This window comes from Bacillus sp. WC2507, from assembly GCF_052656125.1.
In genome coordinates this window covers 4,932,092-4,949,109 of sequence record NZ_JBQXPN010000001.1, presented here as the reverse complement: position 1 = coordinate 4,949,109, position 17,018 = coordinate 4,932,092, and the positions used below count along the sequence as shown (strand labels likewise).

Here is a 17,018-nt window from a genome sequence, read left to right as displayed (position 1 = left end):
GAATTGAGGAGATTACATGGAGCAACAAGAAAATATAAATAGAAAGTTGCTGTTAATCGGTTTAATAATCGCGATGCTATTTGCTGCATTAGATGGAACAATTGTTGGTACAGCAATGCCGCGTATCGTCGGTGAACTAGGCGGATTAAGCTTAATGACGTGGTTAACAACAGCTTATATGTTAACATCAACGACAGTTGTACCAATTGCAGGTAAATTAGCGGATTTACTTGGTCGTCGTAACGTATATATAACAGGGCTAGTTATCTTTATGGTTGGTTCGGCGTTATGTGGTATGGCAAATGGTATGACAGAATTAATCATTTTCCGTGGTATTCAAGGTCTTGGTGGCGGTATTATGATGCCAATGGCTATGATTATTATTGGAGACATGTTCACGGGAAAAGAACGTGCGAAATGGCAAGGTATTTTTGGTGCGTTATACGGTCTTGCTTCTGTAATTGGACCACAAGTTGGTGGTTGGATTGTAGACGCAGTGAACTGGAGATGGGTATTTTACATTAACTTACCAGTTGGTATTTTAGCAACAATCTTTATCGCAATGGGATTAAAATCACATAAACAAACGGGACCAATTAAAATTGATATCGCTGGAATCTTTACGATGATTCTCGGTGTTGTAAGTTTATTACTTGCATTAACGTTTGGTGGAAAAGATTACCCATGGGATTCTTGGCAAATTATCGGGTTATTTGCATTAGCTGTAATTGGTATCGTTAGCTTTATTATCGTTGAGACGAAAGCAGAAGAACCAATTTTACCGATGCATTTCTTTAAAAATCGCACATTTACATTACTAAATGCGATTGGATTCTTTATGAGTATTGGAATGTTCGGTGCTATTATGTTCGTACCATTCTTCATGCAAGGAATTGTAGGAGTAAGTGCTGCTGAATCAGGTACAATTATGACGCCAATGATGATTACAATGATTGTGATGAGTATTATCGGCGGGCAACTTGTATTAAAAGTTGGTGTAAAACCACAAATTATTACAGGAATGCTTATTATGGCTGGAGGATTCTGGTTATTAACAACGATGGATATGCACACAACTAAACTAACTGCTACTTCTTATATGATGGTTATCGGTTTAGGAATGGGTCTTGTAATGCCAACATTAACATTAGCGTTACAAGAAAGCTTCCCGAAAAAAGATCTTGGTGTCGTAACATCATCAAGTCAGTTCTTCCGTCAAATCGGTGGAACATTTGGTATTACAATTTTAGGATCAATCATGAATAATACTTCAGGTACAACATTAACAAAGAATTTAGTACCTGTATTAGATACATTCCCGAAAGAAGCGGGACAAATGGTAACAAAATTTAAAGATATGATTCATACAGATCCACAAGGTTTATATTCGATGTTATTTAGTCCAGAGGCATTAAAACAAATGCCAGAAGCATTCGCTAACAGCATTGTACCAATTTTGAAAAACTCTTTAGTAGACTCGCTTCATACTGTATTCTTAACAGGATTAGTATTCATAGTAGTGGGTGCCATCTTTACGATTTTCTTACAGAAGATTAAACTATCAGATCGTAAAAAAGGCGCTGAAGAGCCTGCTGCACAGGAAAAAGAACAAACGGTATCATATTCGTAATGAAAAAGCATCGCCTTATGGCGGTGCTTTTTTTTTTGAGTATAACCTTAAAAGCTTTTTTGTGAGAAATGATTGACGTATTTCTAGAAATACGTTATATTATTTTCTGTAAACGGTTACATGAAACGGAGAGGGAAGAGAATGAGTACGATTAAAGACGTTGCAAAATTAGCGGGAGTATCTGTTGCGACCGTTTCCAGAGTGTTAAATAAAAATGGATATGTTCATGAAGATACATTAAAGAAAGTAGAACGAGCGATTGAGATGCTAGATTATAAACCTAGTACAGTAGCGCGTTCACTGTATAATAAAAAATCTCGTTTAATTGGCTTAGTTGTTCCAAATATCGTGAATCCATTCTTTCCAGAAGTTGCACGTGCCGTAGAAGATGTAGCGCATAAGCAAGGATACACAGTTGTACTTTGTAACTCTGATGAGAGTTTAGAGAAAGAAAAGCAATATATTGATGTACTTAGGCAAAATAATGTGGATGGATTTATTGTAGCCACAAATCCACAAAATAGTGTTAATTACATGAGTTTGTCAGTACCAGTCGTTGCGATTGACCGTATGTTTAATGAGCGTATTCCTACTGTATATGCAGATAACTATGCGGGAAGTCAGGCTGCTACAAAGTTATTATTAGACAAAGGTTGCAAACATATTGCACATATTCGTGGACCACGTGATGTGAGTACAGCGAATGAACGTTTTGAAGGTTTTGTAGACGTTATTACGAAAAATAATCTTTCTTATATGATTGCAGAGAGTACATTTGATCCAGCTAATAGTGAGCGTGTAGCGGTGGAATTATTAGAAGAATACCCACATATTGATGGAATTGTTGCAGGGAATGATTTAATTGCAATAGGTATTGTAAAGGCTGCACTTCAAAAGGGGATTTCTATTCCAGATGATTTACAAATTATCGGATTCGATGGAATTTCTTTAACAGAAATGATGTATCCATCTATTACAACTGTTGCACAGCCAATTTATGAAATGGGGAAAATTGCAACAGAGCTGTTATTAGAGCAGATGGAAGGGAACGCATTAGAAGAGAAACACTATCGTTTACCGATTGAAATTATAGAACGAAATACAACGAAGTAAGGAGATGAAACAGATGCCAAATATTGCAGTAGTAGGTAGCATTTCAATGGACTTAGTGGCTGTTTCAAAAAAACGTCCGAAAGCAGGAGAAACAGTAATTGGTGAAGCATTTCATACAATTCCAGGAGGGAAAGGAGCCAACCAAGCGGTTGCGGCAGCTAGATTAGGTGCAAATGTAGCGATGGTTGGAGCAGTTGGAAACGATAATTATGGAACTGTAGTTAGGAACAATTTAGAGAACGAACGCGTTTTTATCGACTATGTGGTACCGGTTACAGATACGGCGACAGGAATTGCTCATATCGTTTTAGCAGAAGAGGATAACAGTATTGTTGTCGTGCAAGGGGCGAATGCTCTTGTAAATGAGTCGGTTGTAGATCGTTCAAAAGATCTTCTTATAAAAGCAGATATGGTTGTTCTTCAACTAGAGATTCCACTTGAAACAGTAAAATATGTATTGGCTATTTGTGAGGAGCATAATATTCCAGTTATGTTAAATCCAGCGCCAGCACAAGTGTTATCAGAAGATATTTTAGAAAAGGCAACTTATATTACACCAAATGAACATGAGTGCCGCATCGTATTAGATGATTTCATATCACCAATTGAAGATTTATTGGCTAAATATCCAAATAAACTATTGATGACAGAAGGTTCTAAAGGTGTTCGTTTCCATAATGGTACGGAGATTGTACATGTTCCTAGCATCGCTGTTGATGTAGTAGATACGACTGGAGCTGGTGATACATTCAATGGTGCATTAGCAGTTGCGCTTTCTGAAGGAGGAACACTTCAAAAAGCAATTCGTTTTGCGAATGTTGCTGGTGGTCTTTCTGTAACGAAACTTGGAGCACAGGGCGGTATGCCAACGAGAGATAGAGTACGTGAAGTGCAGGTGATTGTCGGATGAAAAAGCACGGTGTATTAAACAGTGAGATTGCATCAGTCCTTGCTTCACTTGGGCATACAGATACGATTGTAATCGCAGACTGCGGGTTACCAATTCCTGACGGAGTAAAACGAATTGATTTAGCTGTTGAGATTGGAAAACCTAGCTTTTTAGACGTATTGCAAGTGGTAGCTGATGATATGGCAATTGAAAAAGTAACGTTAGCAGAAGAAGTCATTAATAATAATGCGGAAGTAAATCAAGAGATCGAGCTGAAATTAATAGAACCAGCATTTGAATATGTATCGCATGAACAATTTAAAGAGCACACGAAGAAAGCGAAGGCGATTATTCGTACAGGAGAGGCTACGCCTTATGCCAATGTAATTTTACATGCAGGCGTGATTTTTTAATAAAGGGAAGTGATGGGAATGCGTATTGAAATGAAAAATATTTCAAAGGCGTTCAATGGCAATCCTGTTTTGAAGAATGCACAGTTTATGATTGAAACAGGGGAAGTCCATGCATTGATGGGGGAAAATGGAGCGGGTAAATCAACGCTCATGAAGATTTTAACAGGTGTATACAAAAAAGATGGTGGAACAATCAAGATTGATGGACAAGAACGAACTTTTAAAAATGCGAAAGAAGCTGAAGAGTACGGTATTGCATTTATACATCAAGAATTGAACATATTATCGAACTTAACAGTAGCTGAAAATATGTTTCTCGGTAAAGAGTTAATGTATGGGAAGACAGGTATTTTACGTACGCGTCAAATGAACGCGATTGCGCAGCAGCAACTAGCGGAGTTAGGTTTACATGTAAAAGGCGCGATGTTGGCAGGAGAGTTATCGGTTGGACAACAGCAAATTATCGAAATTGCGAAAGCGCTAATGACAAACGCGAGCGTTATTATTATGGATGAACCTACAGCTGCATTAACAGATCGTGAAATTGAAACGTTGTTTACTGTTATTAATAAATTACGTAAAGAAGGCGTTTCGTTCGTTTATATTTCACACCGAATGGAAGAAATTTTTTCAATATGTGATGCTATTACGATTTTACGTGATGGGGAATACGTAGGAAAGAGGTTAATTCCAGAAACATCGTTTGATGAAGTAGTGAGTATGATGGTGGGGCGCAGCATTGGTGAACGTTACCCAGAACGAAATAGTCAAATTGGCGATGTTATTTTTGAAATGCGTAACGGAACGAAAAAAGGGAAGTTTGAAAATGTTTCGTTTCAAGTTAGAAAAGGTGAAATCCTTGGTGTTGCTGGTTTGATGGGAGCTGGCCGTACAGATATTATGAAAGCAATATTTGGATACGAACCTTTAGATTCTGGCCAAATTCTTATAAATGGACAAGAAGTAAAGATTGATAGTCCGATAGATGCGATTAGACAAAGAATAGCATTCATTACAGAGGATAGAAAATCTGAAGGGTTAGTGTTAGATTTCTCAATTCGAGAAAATTTAGCCTTACCGAATTTAGAAAGTCTTTCAAAGGGAAGTGTCTTAAGTAACGAACTAGAACAACAGTTTACAGCGGACATGATGAAACTTCTTAATGTGAAAGCAGCTAGTGGAGAGCAAGCGGTGAAATCTCTTTCTGGTGGAAATCAGCAAAAGATAGTTATTGCAAAATGGTTAGGTATCCACCCGCAGCTACTTATTTTAGATGAGCCAACAAGGGGTGTTGATGTTGGAGCGAAAAAAGAAATTTACTCTATTATGAATAAGCTTACTGAGCAAGGAGATGCCGTTATTATGGTATCATCTGAGCTTCCAGAAGTTTTAGGGATGAGTGATCGCGTTCTTGTTATTCATGAAGGAAAAGTCGGCGGCATTTTAGAGAAAGATGAGGCATCACAAGAGTCTATTATGGCACTAGCTACAGGGGGAGAGTAAGGATGGCTAAGAAGGGGAATGTATTACAACAACTTGGGTCTTTAATTGGACTAGTATTAATTATTGTAGTAATTACAGCTTTAAATCCAGCATTTATTGAAATTCCAAATTTATTTAATATACTGCGTCAAGTATCGATTAATGCGCTTATTGCATTCGGAATGACCTTTGTAATTTTAACAGGGGGTATTGACTTATCGGTAGGTTCTATTTTAGCATTATCAAGTGCACTTGTTGCTGGAATGATGGCAAGTGGCATGGACCCGTTCCTTGCGATGGCAGTTGGATTATTAGCTGGTCTTGTAATGGGAATTGTAAACGGTATCATCATAGCGAAGGGAAAAGTAGCTCCATTTATTGCAACTTTAGCAACAATGACTATTTTTCGTGGGTTGACGCTTGTTTATATGGACGGACGTCCGATCACTGGTCTTGGGGATCATTTAATGTTCCAAATGTTTGGTCGCGGTTATTTTCTCGGTATTCCGGTACCAGCTGTTACAATGATGATCGCTTTCGCAGTACTGTACTTTATTTTGAAGAAAACGACATTTGGTCGCCGTACATTTGCAATTGGTGGAAATGAAGAAGCAGCAGCACTATCAGGTATTAATGTTACGAGAATTAAAGTAATGATTTACTGTCTTTCCGGAATTTTGGCAGCGCTTGCAGGTATTGTCTTAACATCACGACTAGATTCTGCACAGCCGACTGCAGGTACTTCTTACGAATTAGATGCAATTGCAGCAGTTGTATTAGGCGGAACAAGTCTTTCTGGGGGAAGAGGATGGATTGTTGGTACATTCATCGGTGTACTTATTATCGGTGTACTAAATAATGGTTTAAATTTATTAGGCGTATCTTCTTTCTTCCAACAAGTTGTAAAAGGACTTGTAATCTTACTAGCTGTATTAATTGATCGTCGAAAAGAAGCATAATGGAGGGACAATGCATGAAGAAATGGTTACTTATACTCGTTGCATGTATTATGGTCATTACTGCTGGTTGTTCAATGGAACCACCAGAATGGGCAAAGGATTCTAGCGATAAAGGTCGAAATAAAACTATTAAAGTTGGATTCTCTGTTTCAACTTTAAACAATCCATTTTTTGTGACTTTGAAAAAAGGAGCAGAAAAGCAAGCGAAAGAAAGCGGCATTGAATTGATTGCTGTTGATGCACAAAATGATGCAGCAAAGCAAACGAACGATGTTGAGGATTTAATTCAAAAAGGTGTCGATGTAGTTGTTATTAATCCGACCGATTCAGATGCTGTTGCTTCAGCAGTAAGTGCGGCAAATGCAGCAAATGTTCCCGTTATTACAGTAGACCGCGTTGCGAATTCAGGTAAGGTTGTTTCTCACATTGCATCTAATAATATCGAAGGTGGTCAAATGGCTAGTGATTACATTCGTGAATTAGTTGGCGGGGGAGCAAATGTTGCTGAGTTAGAAGGAATCCCTGGATCTTCTGCTGCTCGTGAACGTGGGAAAGGATTCCATAACGTAGCTGATAAGTCTTTAAAAGTAGTTGCCAAACAAGCGGCTGATTTTGACAGAGCTAAAGGATTATCTGTTATGGAAAACATTTTACAAGCAAATGGTGATATTAAAGCCGTGTTTGCGCATAACGACGAGATGGCATTAGGTGCACTTGAAGCATTGAAGTCTGCTGGAAAAACGGATGTAGTCGTTGTTGGGTTTGATGCAACAGAAGATGCTGTAAAAGCGGTTAAAGATGGGCGTATGGCTGCAACAGTTGCTCAAAAACCGGAATTAATCGGGGAGAAGGCGATGCAAACAGCAAAAGAAATCACGCAAGGTAAAAAAGTGGACAAATCTATTCCGATTGAATTAGAGCTTATTAAGAAAAACAAATAAATATAAATTGAAAATTAGGAAGGAAGAATAACAAATGAAATTCTTTATTGATACAGCAAACATTAATGAAATTAAAGAGGCAAATGCATTAGGCGTAGTAGCTGGAGTAACGACAAACCCATCACTTGTAGCAAAAGAAGGCGTAGATTTCCATGAGCGTATTCGTGAAATTTGCAGCTTTATAGAAGGACCTGTAAGCGCAGAAGTAATTAGCTTAGAAGCTGATAAAATGATTGAAGAAGGAAAAGAATTAGCGAAGATTGCTCCAAACGTTGTTGTAAAAGTACCAATGACAACGGAAGGTTTAAAAGCAGTAAAAGCATTCTCTGATTTAGGAATTCGTACAAACGTTACATTAGTATTCTCAGCAGTTCAAGCATTACTTGCAGCTCGTGCTGGTGCAACATACGTTTCACCATTCTTAGGTCGCTTAGACGATATCGGTCATAACGGTATGGACCTAATCCGCCAAATTGCAGAAATCTTTGCAATTCACGGTATTGAAACAGAAATCATTGCAGCATCTGTACGTCACAGTGTTCACGTAACAGAAGCAGCATTAAACGGTTCACATATTGCAACAATTCCAGCAAACGTAATTGCTTCATTAGTGAAGCACCCATTAACAGATCAAGGAATTGAGAAGTTCTTAGCTGATTGGGAAAAAACACAAGAGAAATAGTAGAAAATCGAGAATCCTAGTTTAATTGACTAGGGTTCTTTTTTTATTTAAAAGAATTTTCATGCAATTTTGCATATTGTCTTTTAAATTTGTTATATAAGCTATTTAATATATATCAAATCACTTTTTATTTTTCATATTTCGACATAAAAAGGTAGAAGTTCTGACCAGAAAACTGGAGGGGCATGATTCTATAACAGAAAGCTTAACGTTTATAGAATTATGCCTTTTTATATAGGGAGGGCAGAAAATAGGGATTTCGATTTAAATGCACTTATTTATCTGAATTTTAAGTTTTATAAAAGGAGAGAAATAGAATGAGAAGAAAAGCGCCATTTAAAGTGTTATCGTCATTAGCAATTGCGGCAATTATTGGATGTACATCTGTAATGAGTGCTCCATTAGCATACGCAGAAACGCCAGCAAAAGAGAAAGATAATGTGTCTACAACACCAATTGATTACAATTTAATTCAAGAAGATCGTTTAGCGGAAGCGCTGAAAGAAAGAGGAACAATTAATCCAGCATCTTCTAAAGAAGAAACGAAAAAAGCTGTAGAAAAGTATATTGAAAAGAAACAAGGCGATCAGGCAAATAAAGAAATTCTTCCAGCGGATACTGCTAAAGAGGCATCTGATTTCGTGAAAAAAGTAAAAGAGAAAAAGATGGAAGAAAAGGAAAAGGTAAAAAAACCTGAAAAAAATGTGAGCCCTGAGCAAAAGCCAGAACCAAATAAAAAGCAATTGAATGGACAAGTCCCAACTTCTAAAGCGAAGCAAGCACCATATAAGGGATCTGTTCGAAATGATAAAGTATTAGTATTACTCGTTGAATTTAGTGATTATAAACATAATAATATTGATCAAACGCCAGGGTATATGTATTCGAATGACTTTAGTAGAGAGCATTATCAAAAGATGTTATTTGGTAATGAACCGTACACGCTATTTGATGGTTCGAAAGTAAAAACGTTTAAACAATATTATGAAGAGCAGTCTGGCGGTAGTTATACGACGGATGGATATGTAACGGAATGGCTAACTGTCCCAGGGAAAGCGTCTGACTACGGTGCTGATGGTAGTAGTGGTCACGATAATAAAGGACCAAAAGGCGCACGTGATTTAGTGAAAGAAGCTTTACATGCAGCTGCTGAGAAAGGGCTAGATTTATCTCAATTTGATCAATTTGATAGATATGATACAAATGGTGATGGAAATCAAAATGAACCTGACGGTGTAATTGATCATTTAATGGTAATCCATGCTGGTGTCGGTCAAGAAGCGGGTGGCGGCAAATTAGGTGATGATGCAATCTGGTCACACCGTTCAAAATTAGCAGTAGATCCAGTAGCGATTGAAGGTACAAAATCAAATGTAGATTATTTTGGTGGAAAGGTAGCAGCGCATGATTACACAATTGAACCAGAGGATGGAGCAGTAGGTGTATTTGCGCATGAATTTGGACATGACCTTGGCTTACCGGATGAATATGACACGAAATATACTGGAACTGGTTCACCAGTCGAAGCTTGGTCATTAATGAGCGGAGGTAGTTGGACAGGGAAAATTGCAGGAACAGAGCCAACTAGTTTCTCACCACAAAATAAAGATTTCTTACAAAAGAATATGGGTGGCAACTGGGCAAAAATTTTAGAAGTAGATTACGATAAAATTAAGCGTGGTGTAGGAGTTCCTACATATATTGATCAAAGTGTTACGAAATCCAATCGTCCAGGCGTTGTACGTGTTAACTTACCAGGTAAAAGTGTTGAAACGATTAAACCAGAGTTTGGAAAGCATGCATATTATAGTACAAGAGGCGATGATATGCATACAACATTAGAAACACCGTTCTTGGATTTAACAAAAGGAACAAATGCAAAATTCGATTATAAAGCAAATTATGAGTTAGAAGCAGAGTGCGATTTTGTCGAAGTGCATGCAGTAACAGAAGATGGAACGAAAACATTAATTGATAGACTTGGAGAAAAAGTAGTCCAAGGAGATAAAGATACAACAGACGGAAAATGGATTGATAAATCATACGATTTAAGTCAATTTAAAGGGAAAAAAGTGAAACTGCAATTCGATTATATTACAGATCCAGCTGTAACATATAAAGGTTTCGCGATGGATAATGTAAATGTAACTGTTGATGGACAAGTAGTATTTTCTGATGATGCAGAAGGAACATCTAAAATGCAGTTAAATGGATTCGTTGTTTCTGATGGGACAGAGAAAAAAGCTCATTATTACTACTTAGAGTGGAGAAACTATGCGGGATCAGATAATGGATTAAAAGCAGGAAAAGGTCCAGTGTATAATACAGGTCTTGTCGTTTGGTATGCAGATGATAGCTTTAAAGATAACTGGGTGGGGGTGCATCCAGGTGAAGGCTTCCTTGGGGTTGTAGACTCTCATCCAGAAGCGTTTGTTGGTAATTTAAATGGGAAACCAGCGTACGGTAATACAGGTATGCAAATTGCGGACGCTGCATTTTCGTTTGATCAAACACCAGCATGGAGTGTAAATTCATTAACACGTGGACAGTTTAACTATTCTGGATTACAAGGTGTTACAACTTTTGATGATTCAAAAGTATATAGTAACAAACAAATTGCAGACGCGGGAAGAAAAGTTCCAAACCTTGGACTTAAATTCCAAGTTGTTGGACAGGCAGAGGATAAATCAGCAGGCGCTGTTTGGATTAGACGTTAATAAACGAAAGGCACATTCTTCATATGAAGAATGTGCCTTTTATTTTGTACATTAGGTTATTATTTTAGCTTATGTAATACAAGTGTCTGTTCATATGTAGTGTAGCAAATTATGTGGGGAAAAGAAATATTTCCGAGGAAATTGTCGAAGTATCGTTGGTATTTATACACTTTCATTGTAAAAGAAGCAATATAGTATTGTCTTTACAGTTTAATTTATTTACATTGTTACTTGGCTATACATAAAAGTAATATATTCGGCAATAAAAGAGCTCTATTCGATAGGGCTCTTTTTATGGATAGAGAGGAGTGAACTAAATGAACGAAATAATCGAATGTCCACAGTGTGAAGGGAATATTACTGCGCAACATATTATGGATCTCCCGCATCCTTTTTCATTCAAGTGTCCACACTGTAAAGCGAGGCTAAAAGAAATGAGGATCACACCGTGCTTAATATTAGCAGCAATTTGTATAATCCCACTGTTTATTATAATTGGAGAGAGTATTAAGGAATTACTAGTAAATTATTTTTCTATTATAGACGATGTACCAACTGTACTTATTTTCTTCTTATTTTGTTATCCATTGTATTATCTCTATGAAAAACATAATGCCATATTGTTTATTAAATACGGCTTATTGAAAGTTAAAAGTTGAATAGGAGTTTATCATTATGTTGTGGAAAGTTTATTTAGTCATTGTAGCGATATTAACTATTACTTCGTTAGTAAGGGGTATGTTTCAAACACCAATTCAAAAGTTTGATTTTGTAGTGACTATAATTACGTGGATTGGGCTATTTGGTTTTGTCTTTGATGTAGAGATATTAACCTCACTCGTTTGGAAATGCATTTTCGTGTTCAGCGTTATTTGGACTTTAAGTGCTGTTTTTGTTTTACGTTTATATGAAGAGAAGGATGACCCGCTACCTTTTATATTTAAATTAATTGGTATTATCCCAACTCTGCCATTATATTACGGGTTATATCAGTATGCATTTTAAAAAAGACAATGATGGAGTTATCCCATCATTGTCTTTTTTACTTTGCTTTTTATTTTACGTTTTATTTTGCTTCTTACATAAATCATTCCAGCAAATGTTAATAAGAATGCAGTTCCAATAACGAAGCTGACACTAGGGGATGCCCCTATTGCTCCAACTGTAAAGGATCCAGCAACAACTCCTAATGAGAAGAAAGCATAAAACAATCCGAATGCTTTTCCGCGCTTATCATCTGTCGTATTTTCAACAAGTAATGCATTTATCGATGGGAAGAGGATAGCGAATCCAATGCCATAAATCATCATAACAATAAAGAGCATACCTTTTGTTGCGAATAATCCAAGTAAAGATAACGCGAATGCCATTACTGTAATCCCAATTAGCATGAGTTTTGAACGATTAAATCGATCGTAAATACGGTTTGTTGGCAGTAAGAAGAAGAGGATAGCGGTAATTCCGAATACACTTAACATCATGCCTGTTGTAGATGCTTTAAGTGCTAATGCCTCAACTTTCACTGGTAACATATAAGTGACAATCCCTTGTGAAAACATTAGTGTGAAAGCACCAATATATGCTTGTAATAACGGTTCTGATTTCAATAGTTCAATCATATCTTCTTTGTTCATCATTTGTGTTCTTGAAGTATCTTTTCTTGATACGTTATTTGGTAAGAAGAATAGAGATACGATTGTACCAAGGACCATTAAAATAGAAATGGTAATGAACACCCACTCTATACCAGCAGTTGCTTTCATAATCCCACTGAAAGCAGGTCCTACAATTGCCGCTGTTCCAACAGCAGCACCAGATAGAGCCATTGCCTTACCTTGTCTTGCTGAATTTGTTTGTTTTGATAAAAACGTAAAGGCAGCAGGAATTAAAAATCCGTCACTAAAGCCGTGCATAAAGCGCACAACTAATAGTTGTTCACCACTTTGAACAACGGTGTATAACAAGACTATGAAACTCGTAAGTCCCATGCTTATATAAAGTATTTTTTTTGCACCAAATTTATCGACGGCAGCGCCAGCAATAATATTACCGATCATATTAGCGAATGAGTACATACCGACAACTAGCCCAATAATAAGAGGAGATCCTCCAAGACTTTGAGCGAACGTACTCATAATAGGTAATTGTGAAAATGTATCTAGAAACGCTACGATAACAATAAAGTAAATAAAATATTTCAAGCGATATTCACCTCTCCTATGCTATTATGGCATAATGCTAATTTCAACCGCAATGAAATTGAATTAACAGATGTGGAAAAAAGTACAAAGTGACAAAATATTGAACTTTATTTGTTAAAATTTAGTGGAAATGAGATTGTTTTTTTGAAATATATGGATGAAAGTATTATAATAGATTTGTAAACTTCACCAGGTTAAGTATATACGTAGAGAGGGATGTATAAAATGAAAGCATTACTTTGGCATAATCAACGTGATGTACGAGTAGAAGAAGTACCAGAACCAACTGTAAGACCAGGAGCAGTTAAGATTAAAGTTAAATGGTGTGGTATCTGCGGGACAGACTTGCATGAATATTTAGCAGGACCTATTTTTATTCCAACAGAAGAGCACCCATTAACACATGTAAAAGCACCGGTTATTTTAGGTCATGAGTTTAGTGGTGAGGTAGTTGAAATCGGTGAAGGCGTTACATCTCATAAAGTGGGAGACCGCGTCGTTGTAGAACCAATTTATTCTTGTGGTAAATGCGAAGCTTGTAAACATGGACATTACAATGTTTGTGAACAACTTGTTTTCCACGGTCTTGGTGGAGAAGGCGGCGGTTTCTCTGAATATACAGTAGTACCAGAAGATATGGTTCACCATATTCCAGATGAAATGACGTATGAACAAGGTGCACTTGTAGAACCAGCAGCTGTAGCAGTTCATGCAGTACGTCAAAGTAAATTAAAAGAAGGGGAAGCTGTAGCAGTATTTGGTTGTGGTCCAATTGGACTTCTTGTCATTCAAGCGGCTAAAGCAGCAGGAGCAACTCCTGTTATTGCAGTTGAACTTTCTAAAGAACGTCAAGAGTTAGCGAAATTAGCAGGTGCGGATTACGTATTAAATCCAGCTACTCAAGATGTATTAGCAGAAATTCGTAACTTAACAAATGGTTTAGGTGTAAATGTGAGCTTCGAAGTAACAGGTGTTGAAGTAGTACTTCGTCAAGCAATTGAAAGTACAAGCTTTGAAGGACAAACTGTAATTGTTAGTGTGTGGGAAAAAGATGCGACAATTACGCCAAACAACCTTGTACTAAAAGAAAAAGAAGTTATCGGTATTCTTGGATACCGTCATATTTTCCCAGCTGTTATTAAATTAATTAGCTCTGGCCAAATTCAAGCAGAGAAATTAATTACGAAAAAAATCACAGTGGATCAAGTTGTTGAAGAAGGATTTGAAGCACTTGTAAAAGATAAAACACAAGTGAAAATCCTTGTTTCACCTAAATAATAGAGAATAGTAAAAAGTAGCTCTTTTCTAGAAATAGAAGAGGGCTACTTTTTTTCTATATAGAAAGGTGATAGACTTTCCTTTAAATAAAGGTATTTTGTTTGGAAGGGGAAGTCTAATGCTTTCATTTATGTTGACATTGAAACGGATGCTAAAAGCTTGTTTACGAGCGTGGAAAGATAAAGAATTTCAAGTATTATTCGTATTAACATTTTTAACATTAACATCCGGTACGATTTTTTATAGTACAGTTGAAGGATTACGTCCTCTTGATGCTTTATATTTTAGTGTGGTCACGTTGACGACTGTCGGTGATGGGAATTTTAGTCCGCAAACTGATTTTGGAAAGGTATTTACAATCTTATACATATTTATTGGGATTGGACTAGTGTTTGGGTTTATTCATAAGTTGGCAGTTAATGTACAGCTGCCAAGTATATTATCGAATAGAAAAAAAGAGTAAAGCATGTGGATGCTTTACTCTTTTTTACATTACATTAGACAAGCATTTGCAGTAGCTTAACAATACTTTATTACAATATAAGTGCATGCATTCATTATATTCACTATGTATAAAGTTATAATGATATGAACATTTGCATATTTTAATTTAGTGATAGAAATTTCATGAAAGGTGGGATATTCTAGTCATAGGTTAACCGGACGGCATCATAGGATCCTAACAAAAAGTTTACAATAATTCAATTATAAAATGGAGGATTTCAGATGAAAAAGAAAGTACTTGCTTTAGCAGCAGCTATTACATTAGTAGCTCCGTTACAAAGTGTTGCATTTGCTCATGAAAATGATGGGGGAAGTAAAATAAAAATAGTTCACCGCTGGTCTGCTGAAGATAAACATAAAGAAGGCGTAAACTCTCATTTATGGATCGTAAACCGTGCGATTGATATTATGTCTCGCAATACAACACTTGTAAAACAAGATCAAGTTGCACAATTAAATGAATGGCGTACGGAATTAGAAAATGGTATTTATGCTGCTGACTATGAAAATCCTTATTATGATAATAGCACATTTGCTTCACACTTCTATGACCCTGATAATGGGAAAACGTATATTCCATATGCAAAGCAGGCGAAGGAAACTGGAGCTAAATATTTTAAATTAGCTGGTGAATCATACAAAAATAAAGATATGAAACAAGCATTCTTCTATTTAGGATTATCTCTTCATTATTTAGGAGATGTAAACCAACCGATGCATGCGGCAAACTTTACAAATCTTTCGTATCCACAAGGATTCCATTCTAAATATGAAAACTTTGTAGATACGATAAAAGATAATTATAAAGTAACAGATGGAAATGGATATTGGAATTGGAAAGGTACAAATCCAGAAGATTGGATTCATGGAGCGGCAGTAGTTGCGAAACAAGATTATGCTGGCATTGTAAATGATAATACGAAAGATTGGTTCGTAAGAGCAGCTGTGTCACAAGAATATGCAGATAAATGGCGCGCTGAAGTTACACCAATGACAGGTAAGCGTTTAATGGATGCACAACGTGTTACTGCCGGTTACATTCAGCTTTGGTTTGATACGTACGGAGATCGTTAAGTATTTAAAAAAGGTCAAATCTCATAATAGAGTATTTGGCCTTTTTATCACTATACACATGGAGGTATGAAAAGTGAAAGGAAAATTGCTAAAAGGTGTACTTAGCTTTGGGATTGGTTTAGGGGTTTTATACGGAGGATCTTCAGCTCAAGCAGAAACGTCTACAAATCAAAATAATACTTTAAAAGTGATGACACATAACGTGTACATGCTATCAACAAACTTATATCCGAACTGGGGACAAAGTGAGCGTGCGGATTTAATCGGAGCAGCGGATTATATTAAGAATCAAGATGTTGTTATATTAAATGAGGTGTTTGATAATAGCGCTTCAGATCGTTTGTTAGGGAATTTGAAGAAAGAATATCCAAATCAAACAGCGGTATTAGGTCGTAGTAACGGAAATGAATGGGATAAAACGTTAGGTAGCTATTCATCTTCAACTCCTGAAGATGGGGGCGTTGCAATCGTAAGTAAATGGCCGATCGTTGAAAAGATTCAATATGTATTTGCAAACGGATGCGGGCCAGATAATTTATCAAATAAAGGATTTGTATACACGAAAATCAAGAAAAATGATCGTTTCATTCATGTGATTGGGACGCATTTGCAGGCTGAAGATAGTATGTGCGGAAAAACTTCACCTGCATCTGTACGTACAAACCAGTTAAAAGAAATTCAAGACTTTATTAAAAATAAGAATATACCAAGTGATGAGTACGTCCTATTTGGTGGTGATATGAACGTGAATAAAATAAATGCAGAGAACAATAGAGACTCAGAGTACGCATCCATGTTCAAAACATTGCACGCTTCTATTCCATCTTATACAGGACATACAGCGACTTGGGATGCGACGACAAATAGTATTGCGAAATATAATTTCCCTGATAGCCCTGCTGAGTATTTAGATTATATTATTGCAAGTAAAGACCATGCGAATCCATCATTTATAGAGAATAAAGTATTACAACCGAAATCTCCGCAGTGGACTGTTACATCATGGCTCAAAAAATATACATATAATGATTACTCTGATCATTATCCAGTAGAGGCGACTATTTCTATGAAGTAGTCCTAAAAAAGTTTCTTCTTAATAGGAAGAAACTTTTTTATTTTGTAAGAGGAAATTTAA

Annotated in this window: 16 protein-coding genes; 15 read left to right on the top strand and 1 reads right to left on the bottom strand. The window is 36.6% G+C overall.

The window, feature by feature from the left end; all coding sequences use genetic code 11:
* Window positions 1–16 precede the first annotated feature (16 nt).
* The 11 genes from ACUN28_RS26140 to ACUN28_RS26090 all read left to right on the top strand — a co-directional run bounded on the left by ACUN28_RS26140 (window position 17) and on the right by ACUN28_RS26090 (window position 11,831).
* On the top strand, window positions 17–1,630 hold the full coding sequence (locus tag ACUN28_RS26140; RefSeq protein ID WP_016089295.1) for an MDR family MFS transporter: 1,614 nt from the start codon (window positions 17–19) through the stop codon (window positions 1,628–1,630).
* Window positions 1,631–1,771: 141 nt separating this feature from the next.
* The gene (rbsR, locus tag ACUN28_RS26135; RefSeq protein WP_016089294.1) at window positions 1,772–2,743 is read left to right on the top strand and encodes a ribose operon transcriptional repressor RbsR; all 972 of its coding nucleotides are present in this window, start codon (window positions 1,772–1,774) and stop codon (window positions 2,741–2,743) included.
* Between the two features lie 13 nt (window positions 2,744–2,756).
* The gene (rbsK, locus tag ACUN28_RS26130; RefSeq protein WP_016089293.1) at window positions 2,757–3,653 is read left to right on the top strand and encodes a ribokinase; all 897 of its coding nucleotides are present in this window, start codon (window positions 2,757–2,759) and stop codon (window positions 3,651–3,653) included.
* Window positions 3,650–4,045, top strand: a complete 396-nt coding sequence (gene rbsD / locus ACUN28_RS26125; protein ID WP_016089292.1) for a D-ribose pyranase — start codon at window positions 3,650–3,652, stop codon at window positions 4,043–4,045. The genes rbsK and rbsD overlap by 4 nt, the downstream gene beginning before the upstream one ends.
* An 18-nt stretch (window positions 4,046–4,063) precedes the next feature.
* Window positions 4,064–5,548: a ribose ABC transporter ATP-binding protein RbsA gene (rbsA, locus tag ACUN28_RS26120; RefSeq protein WP_016089291.1), complete on the top strand. Its 1,485-nt coding sequence runs from the start codon at window positions 4,064–4,066 to the stop codon at window positions 5,546–5,548.
* A gap of 2 nt (window positions 5,549–5,550) precedes the next feature.
* The gene (locus tag ACUN28_RS26115; protein ID WP_016089290.1) at window positions 5,551–6,486 is read left to right on the top strand and encodes an ABC transporter permease subunit; all 936 of its coding nucleotides are present in this window, start codon (window positions 5,551–5,553) and stop codon (window positions 6,484–6,486) included.
* Between the two features lie 14 nt (window positions 6,487–6,500).
* A complete protein-coding gene (rbsB, locus tag ACUN28_RS26110; protein WP_016089289.1) occupies window positions 6,501–7,427 on the top strand; it encodes a ribose ABC transporter substrate-binding protein RbsB in 927 nt (308 codons plus the stop codon).
* Window positions 7,428–7,461: 34 nt separating this feature from the next.
* Complete coding sequence (fsa, locus tag ACUN28_RS26105) at window positions 7,462–8,109, top strand: fructose-6-phosphate aldolase (RefSeq protein ID WP_000667669.1); 648 nt, start codon at window positions 7,462–7,464, stop codon at window positions 8,107–8,109.
* Between the two features lie 317 nt (window positions 8,110–8,426).
* Window positions 8,427–10,826, top strand: coding sequence for a M6 family metalloprotease immune inhibitor InhA2 (inhA2, locus tag ACUN28_RS26100; protein WP_016089288.1), 2,400 nt, complete (start codon window positions 8,427–8,429; stop codon window positions 10,824–10,826).
* A 317-nt stretch (window positions 10,827–11,143) separates the two neighbouring features.
* Window positions 11,144–11,485, top strand: coding sequence for a hypothetical protein (locus ACUN28_RS26095; RefSeq protein WP_016089287.1), 342 nt, complete (start codon window positions 11,144–11,146; stop codon window positions 11,483–11,485).
* Window positions 11,486–11,501: 16 nt separating this feature from the next.
* Entirely contained in the window at window positions 11,502–11,831 is a 330-nt protein-coding gene (locus ACUN28_RS26090) for a hypothetical protein (RefSeq protein WP_016089286.1), read from the top strand.
* A gap of 17 nt (window positions 11,832–11,848) precedes the next feature.
* Here ACUN28_RS26090 and ACUN28_RS26085 read toward each other — a convergent pair whose 3' ends face one another.
* On the bottom strand, window positions 11,849–13,027 hold the full coding sequence (locus ACUN28_RS26085) for an MFS transporter (RefSeq protein WP_016089285.1): 1,179 nt from the start codon (window positions 13,025–13,027) through the stop codon (window positions 11,849–11,851).
* Between the two features lie 225 nt (window positions 13,028–13,252).
* Here ACUN28_RS26085 and bdhA point away from each other — a divergent pair, with 225 nt between their 5' ends.
* The 4 genes from bdhA (at window position 13,253) to sph (ending at window position 16,958) form a co-directional block, all read left to right on the top strand.
* Window positions 13,253–14,305, top strand: coding sequence for a (R,R)-butanediol dehydrogenase (gene bdhA / locus ACUN28_RS26080; RefSeq protein WP_000645834.1), 1,053 nt, complete (start codon window positions 13,253–13,255; stop codon window positions 14,303–14,305).
* 118 nt (window positions 14,306–14,423) lie between these two features.
* Window positions 14,424–14,768 carry a potassium channel family protein gene (locus tag ACUN28_RS26075; RefSeq protein ID WP_000948239.1) on the top strand — a complete coding sequence of 115 codons (345 nt, stop codon included), beginning with the start codon at window positions 14,424–14,426 and terminating at the stop codon, window positions 14,766–14,768.
* Between the two features lie 263 nt (window positions 14,769–15,031).
* Window positions 15,032–15,883 (top strand): phospholipase CerA, encoded by an 852-nt coding sequence (cerA, locus tag ACUN28_RS26070; RefSeq protein ID WP_016089284.1) that lies wholly within the window; start codon window positions 15,032–15,034, stop codon window positions 15,881–15,883.
* A 73-nt stretch (window positions 15,884–15,956) separates the two neighbouring features.
* The gene (gene sph / locus ACUN28_RS26065; protein WP_016089283.1) at window positions 15,957–16,958 is read left to right on the top strand and encodes a sphingomyelinase C; all 1,002 of its coding nucleotides are present in this window, start codon (window positions 15,957–15,959) and stop codon (window positions 16,956–16,958) included.
* Window positions 16,959–17,018 lie beyond the last annotated feature (60 nt).

Excerpts from the sequence above, each read along its gene's own strand:
- ACUN28_RS26140 (WP_016089295.1), top strand. The coding sequence starts at position 17 with ATGGAGCAACAAGAAAATATAAATAGAAAGTTGCTGTTAATCGGTTTA.
- rbsR (WP_016089294.1), top strand. The coding sequence starts at position 1,772 with ATGAGTACGATTAAAGACGTTGCAAAATTAGCGGGAGTATCTGTTGCG.
- rbsK (WP_016089293.1), top strand. The coding sequence starts at position 2,757 with ATGCCAAATATTGCAGTAGTAGGTAGCATTTCAATGGACTTAGTGGCT.
- rbsD (WP_016089292.1), top strand. The coding sequence starts at position 3,650 with ATGAAAAAGCACGGTGTATTAAACAGTGAGATTGCATCAGTCCTTGCT.
- rbsA (WP_016089291.1), top strand. The coding sequence starts at position 4,064 with ATGCGTATTGAAATGAAAAATATTTCAAAGGCGTTCAATGGCAATCCT.
- ACUN28_RS26115 (WP_016089290.1), top strand. The coding sequence starts at position 5,551 with ATGGCTAAGAAGGGGAATGTATTACAACAACTTGGGTCTTTAATTGGA.
- rbsB (WP_016089289.1), top strand. The coding sequence starts at position 6,501 with ATGAAGAAATGGTTACTTATACTCGTTGCATGTATTATGGTCATTACT.
- fsa (WP_000667669.1), top strand. The coding sequence starts at position 7,462 with ATGAAATTCTTTATTGATACAGCAAACATTAATGAAATTAAAGAGGCA.
- inhA2 (WP_016089288.1), top strand. The coding sequence starts at position 8,427 with ATGAGAAGAAAAGCGCCATTTAAAGTGTTATCGTCATTAGCAATTGCG.
- ACUN28_RS26095 (WP_016089287.1), top strand. The coding sequence starts at position 11,144 with ATGAACGAAATAATCGAATGTCCACAGTGTGAAGGGAATATTACTGCG.
- ACUN28_RS26090 (WP_016089286.1), top strand. The coding sequence starts at position 11,502 with ATGTTGTGGAAAGTTTATTTAGTCATTGTAGCGATATTAACTATTACT.
- bdhA (WP_000645834.1), top strand. The coding sequence starts at position 13,253 with ATGAAAGCATTACTTTGGCATAATCAACGTGATGTACGAGTAGAAGAA.
- ACUN28_RS26075 (WP_000948239.1), top strand. The coding sequence starts at position 14,424 with ATGCTTTCATTTATGTTGACATTGAAACGGATGCTAAAAGCTTGTTTA.
- cerA (WP_016089284.1), top strand. The coding sequence starts at position 15,032 with ATGAAAAAGAAAGTACTTGCTTTAGCAGCAGCTATTACATTAGTAGCT.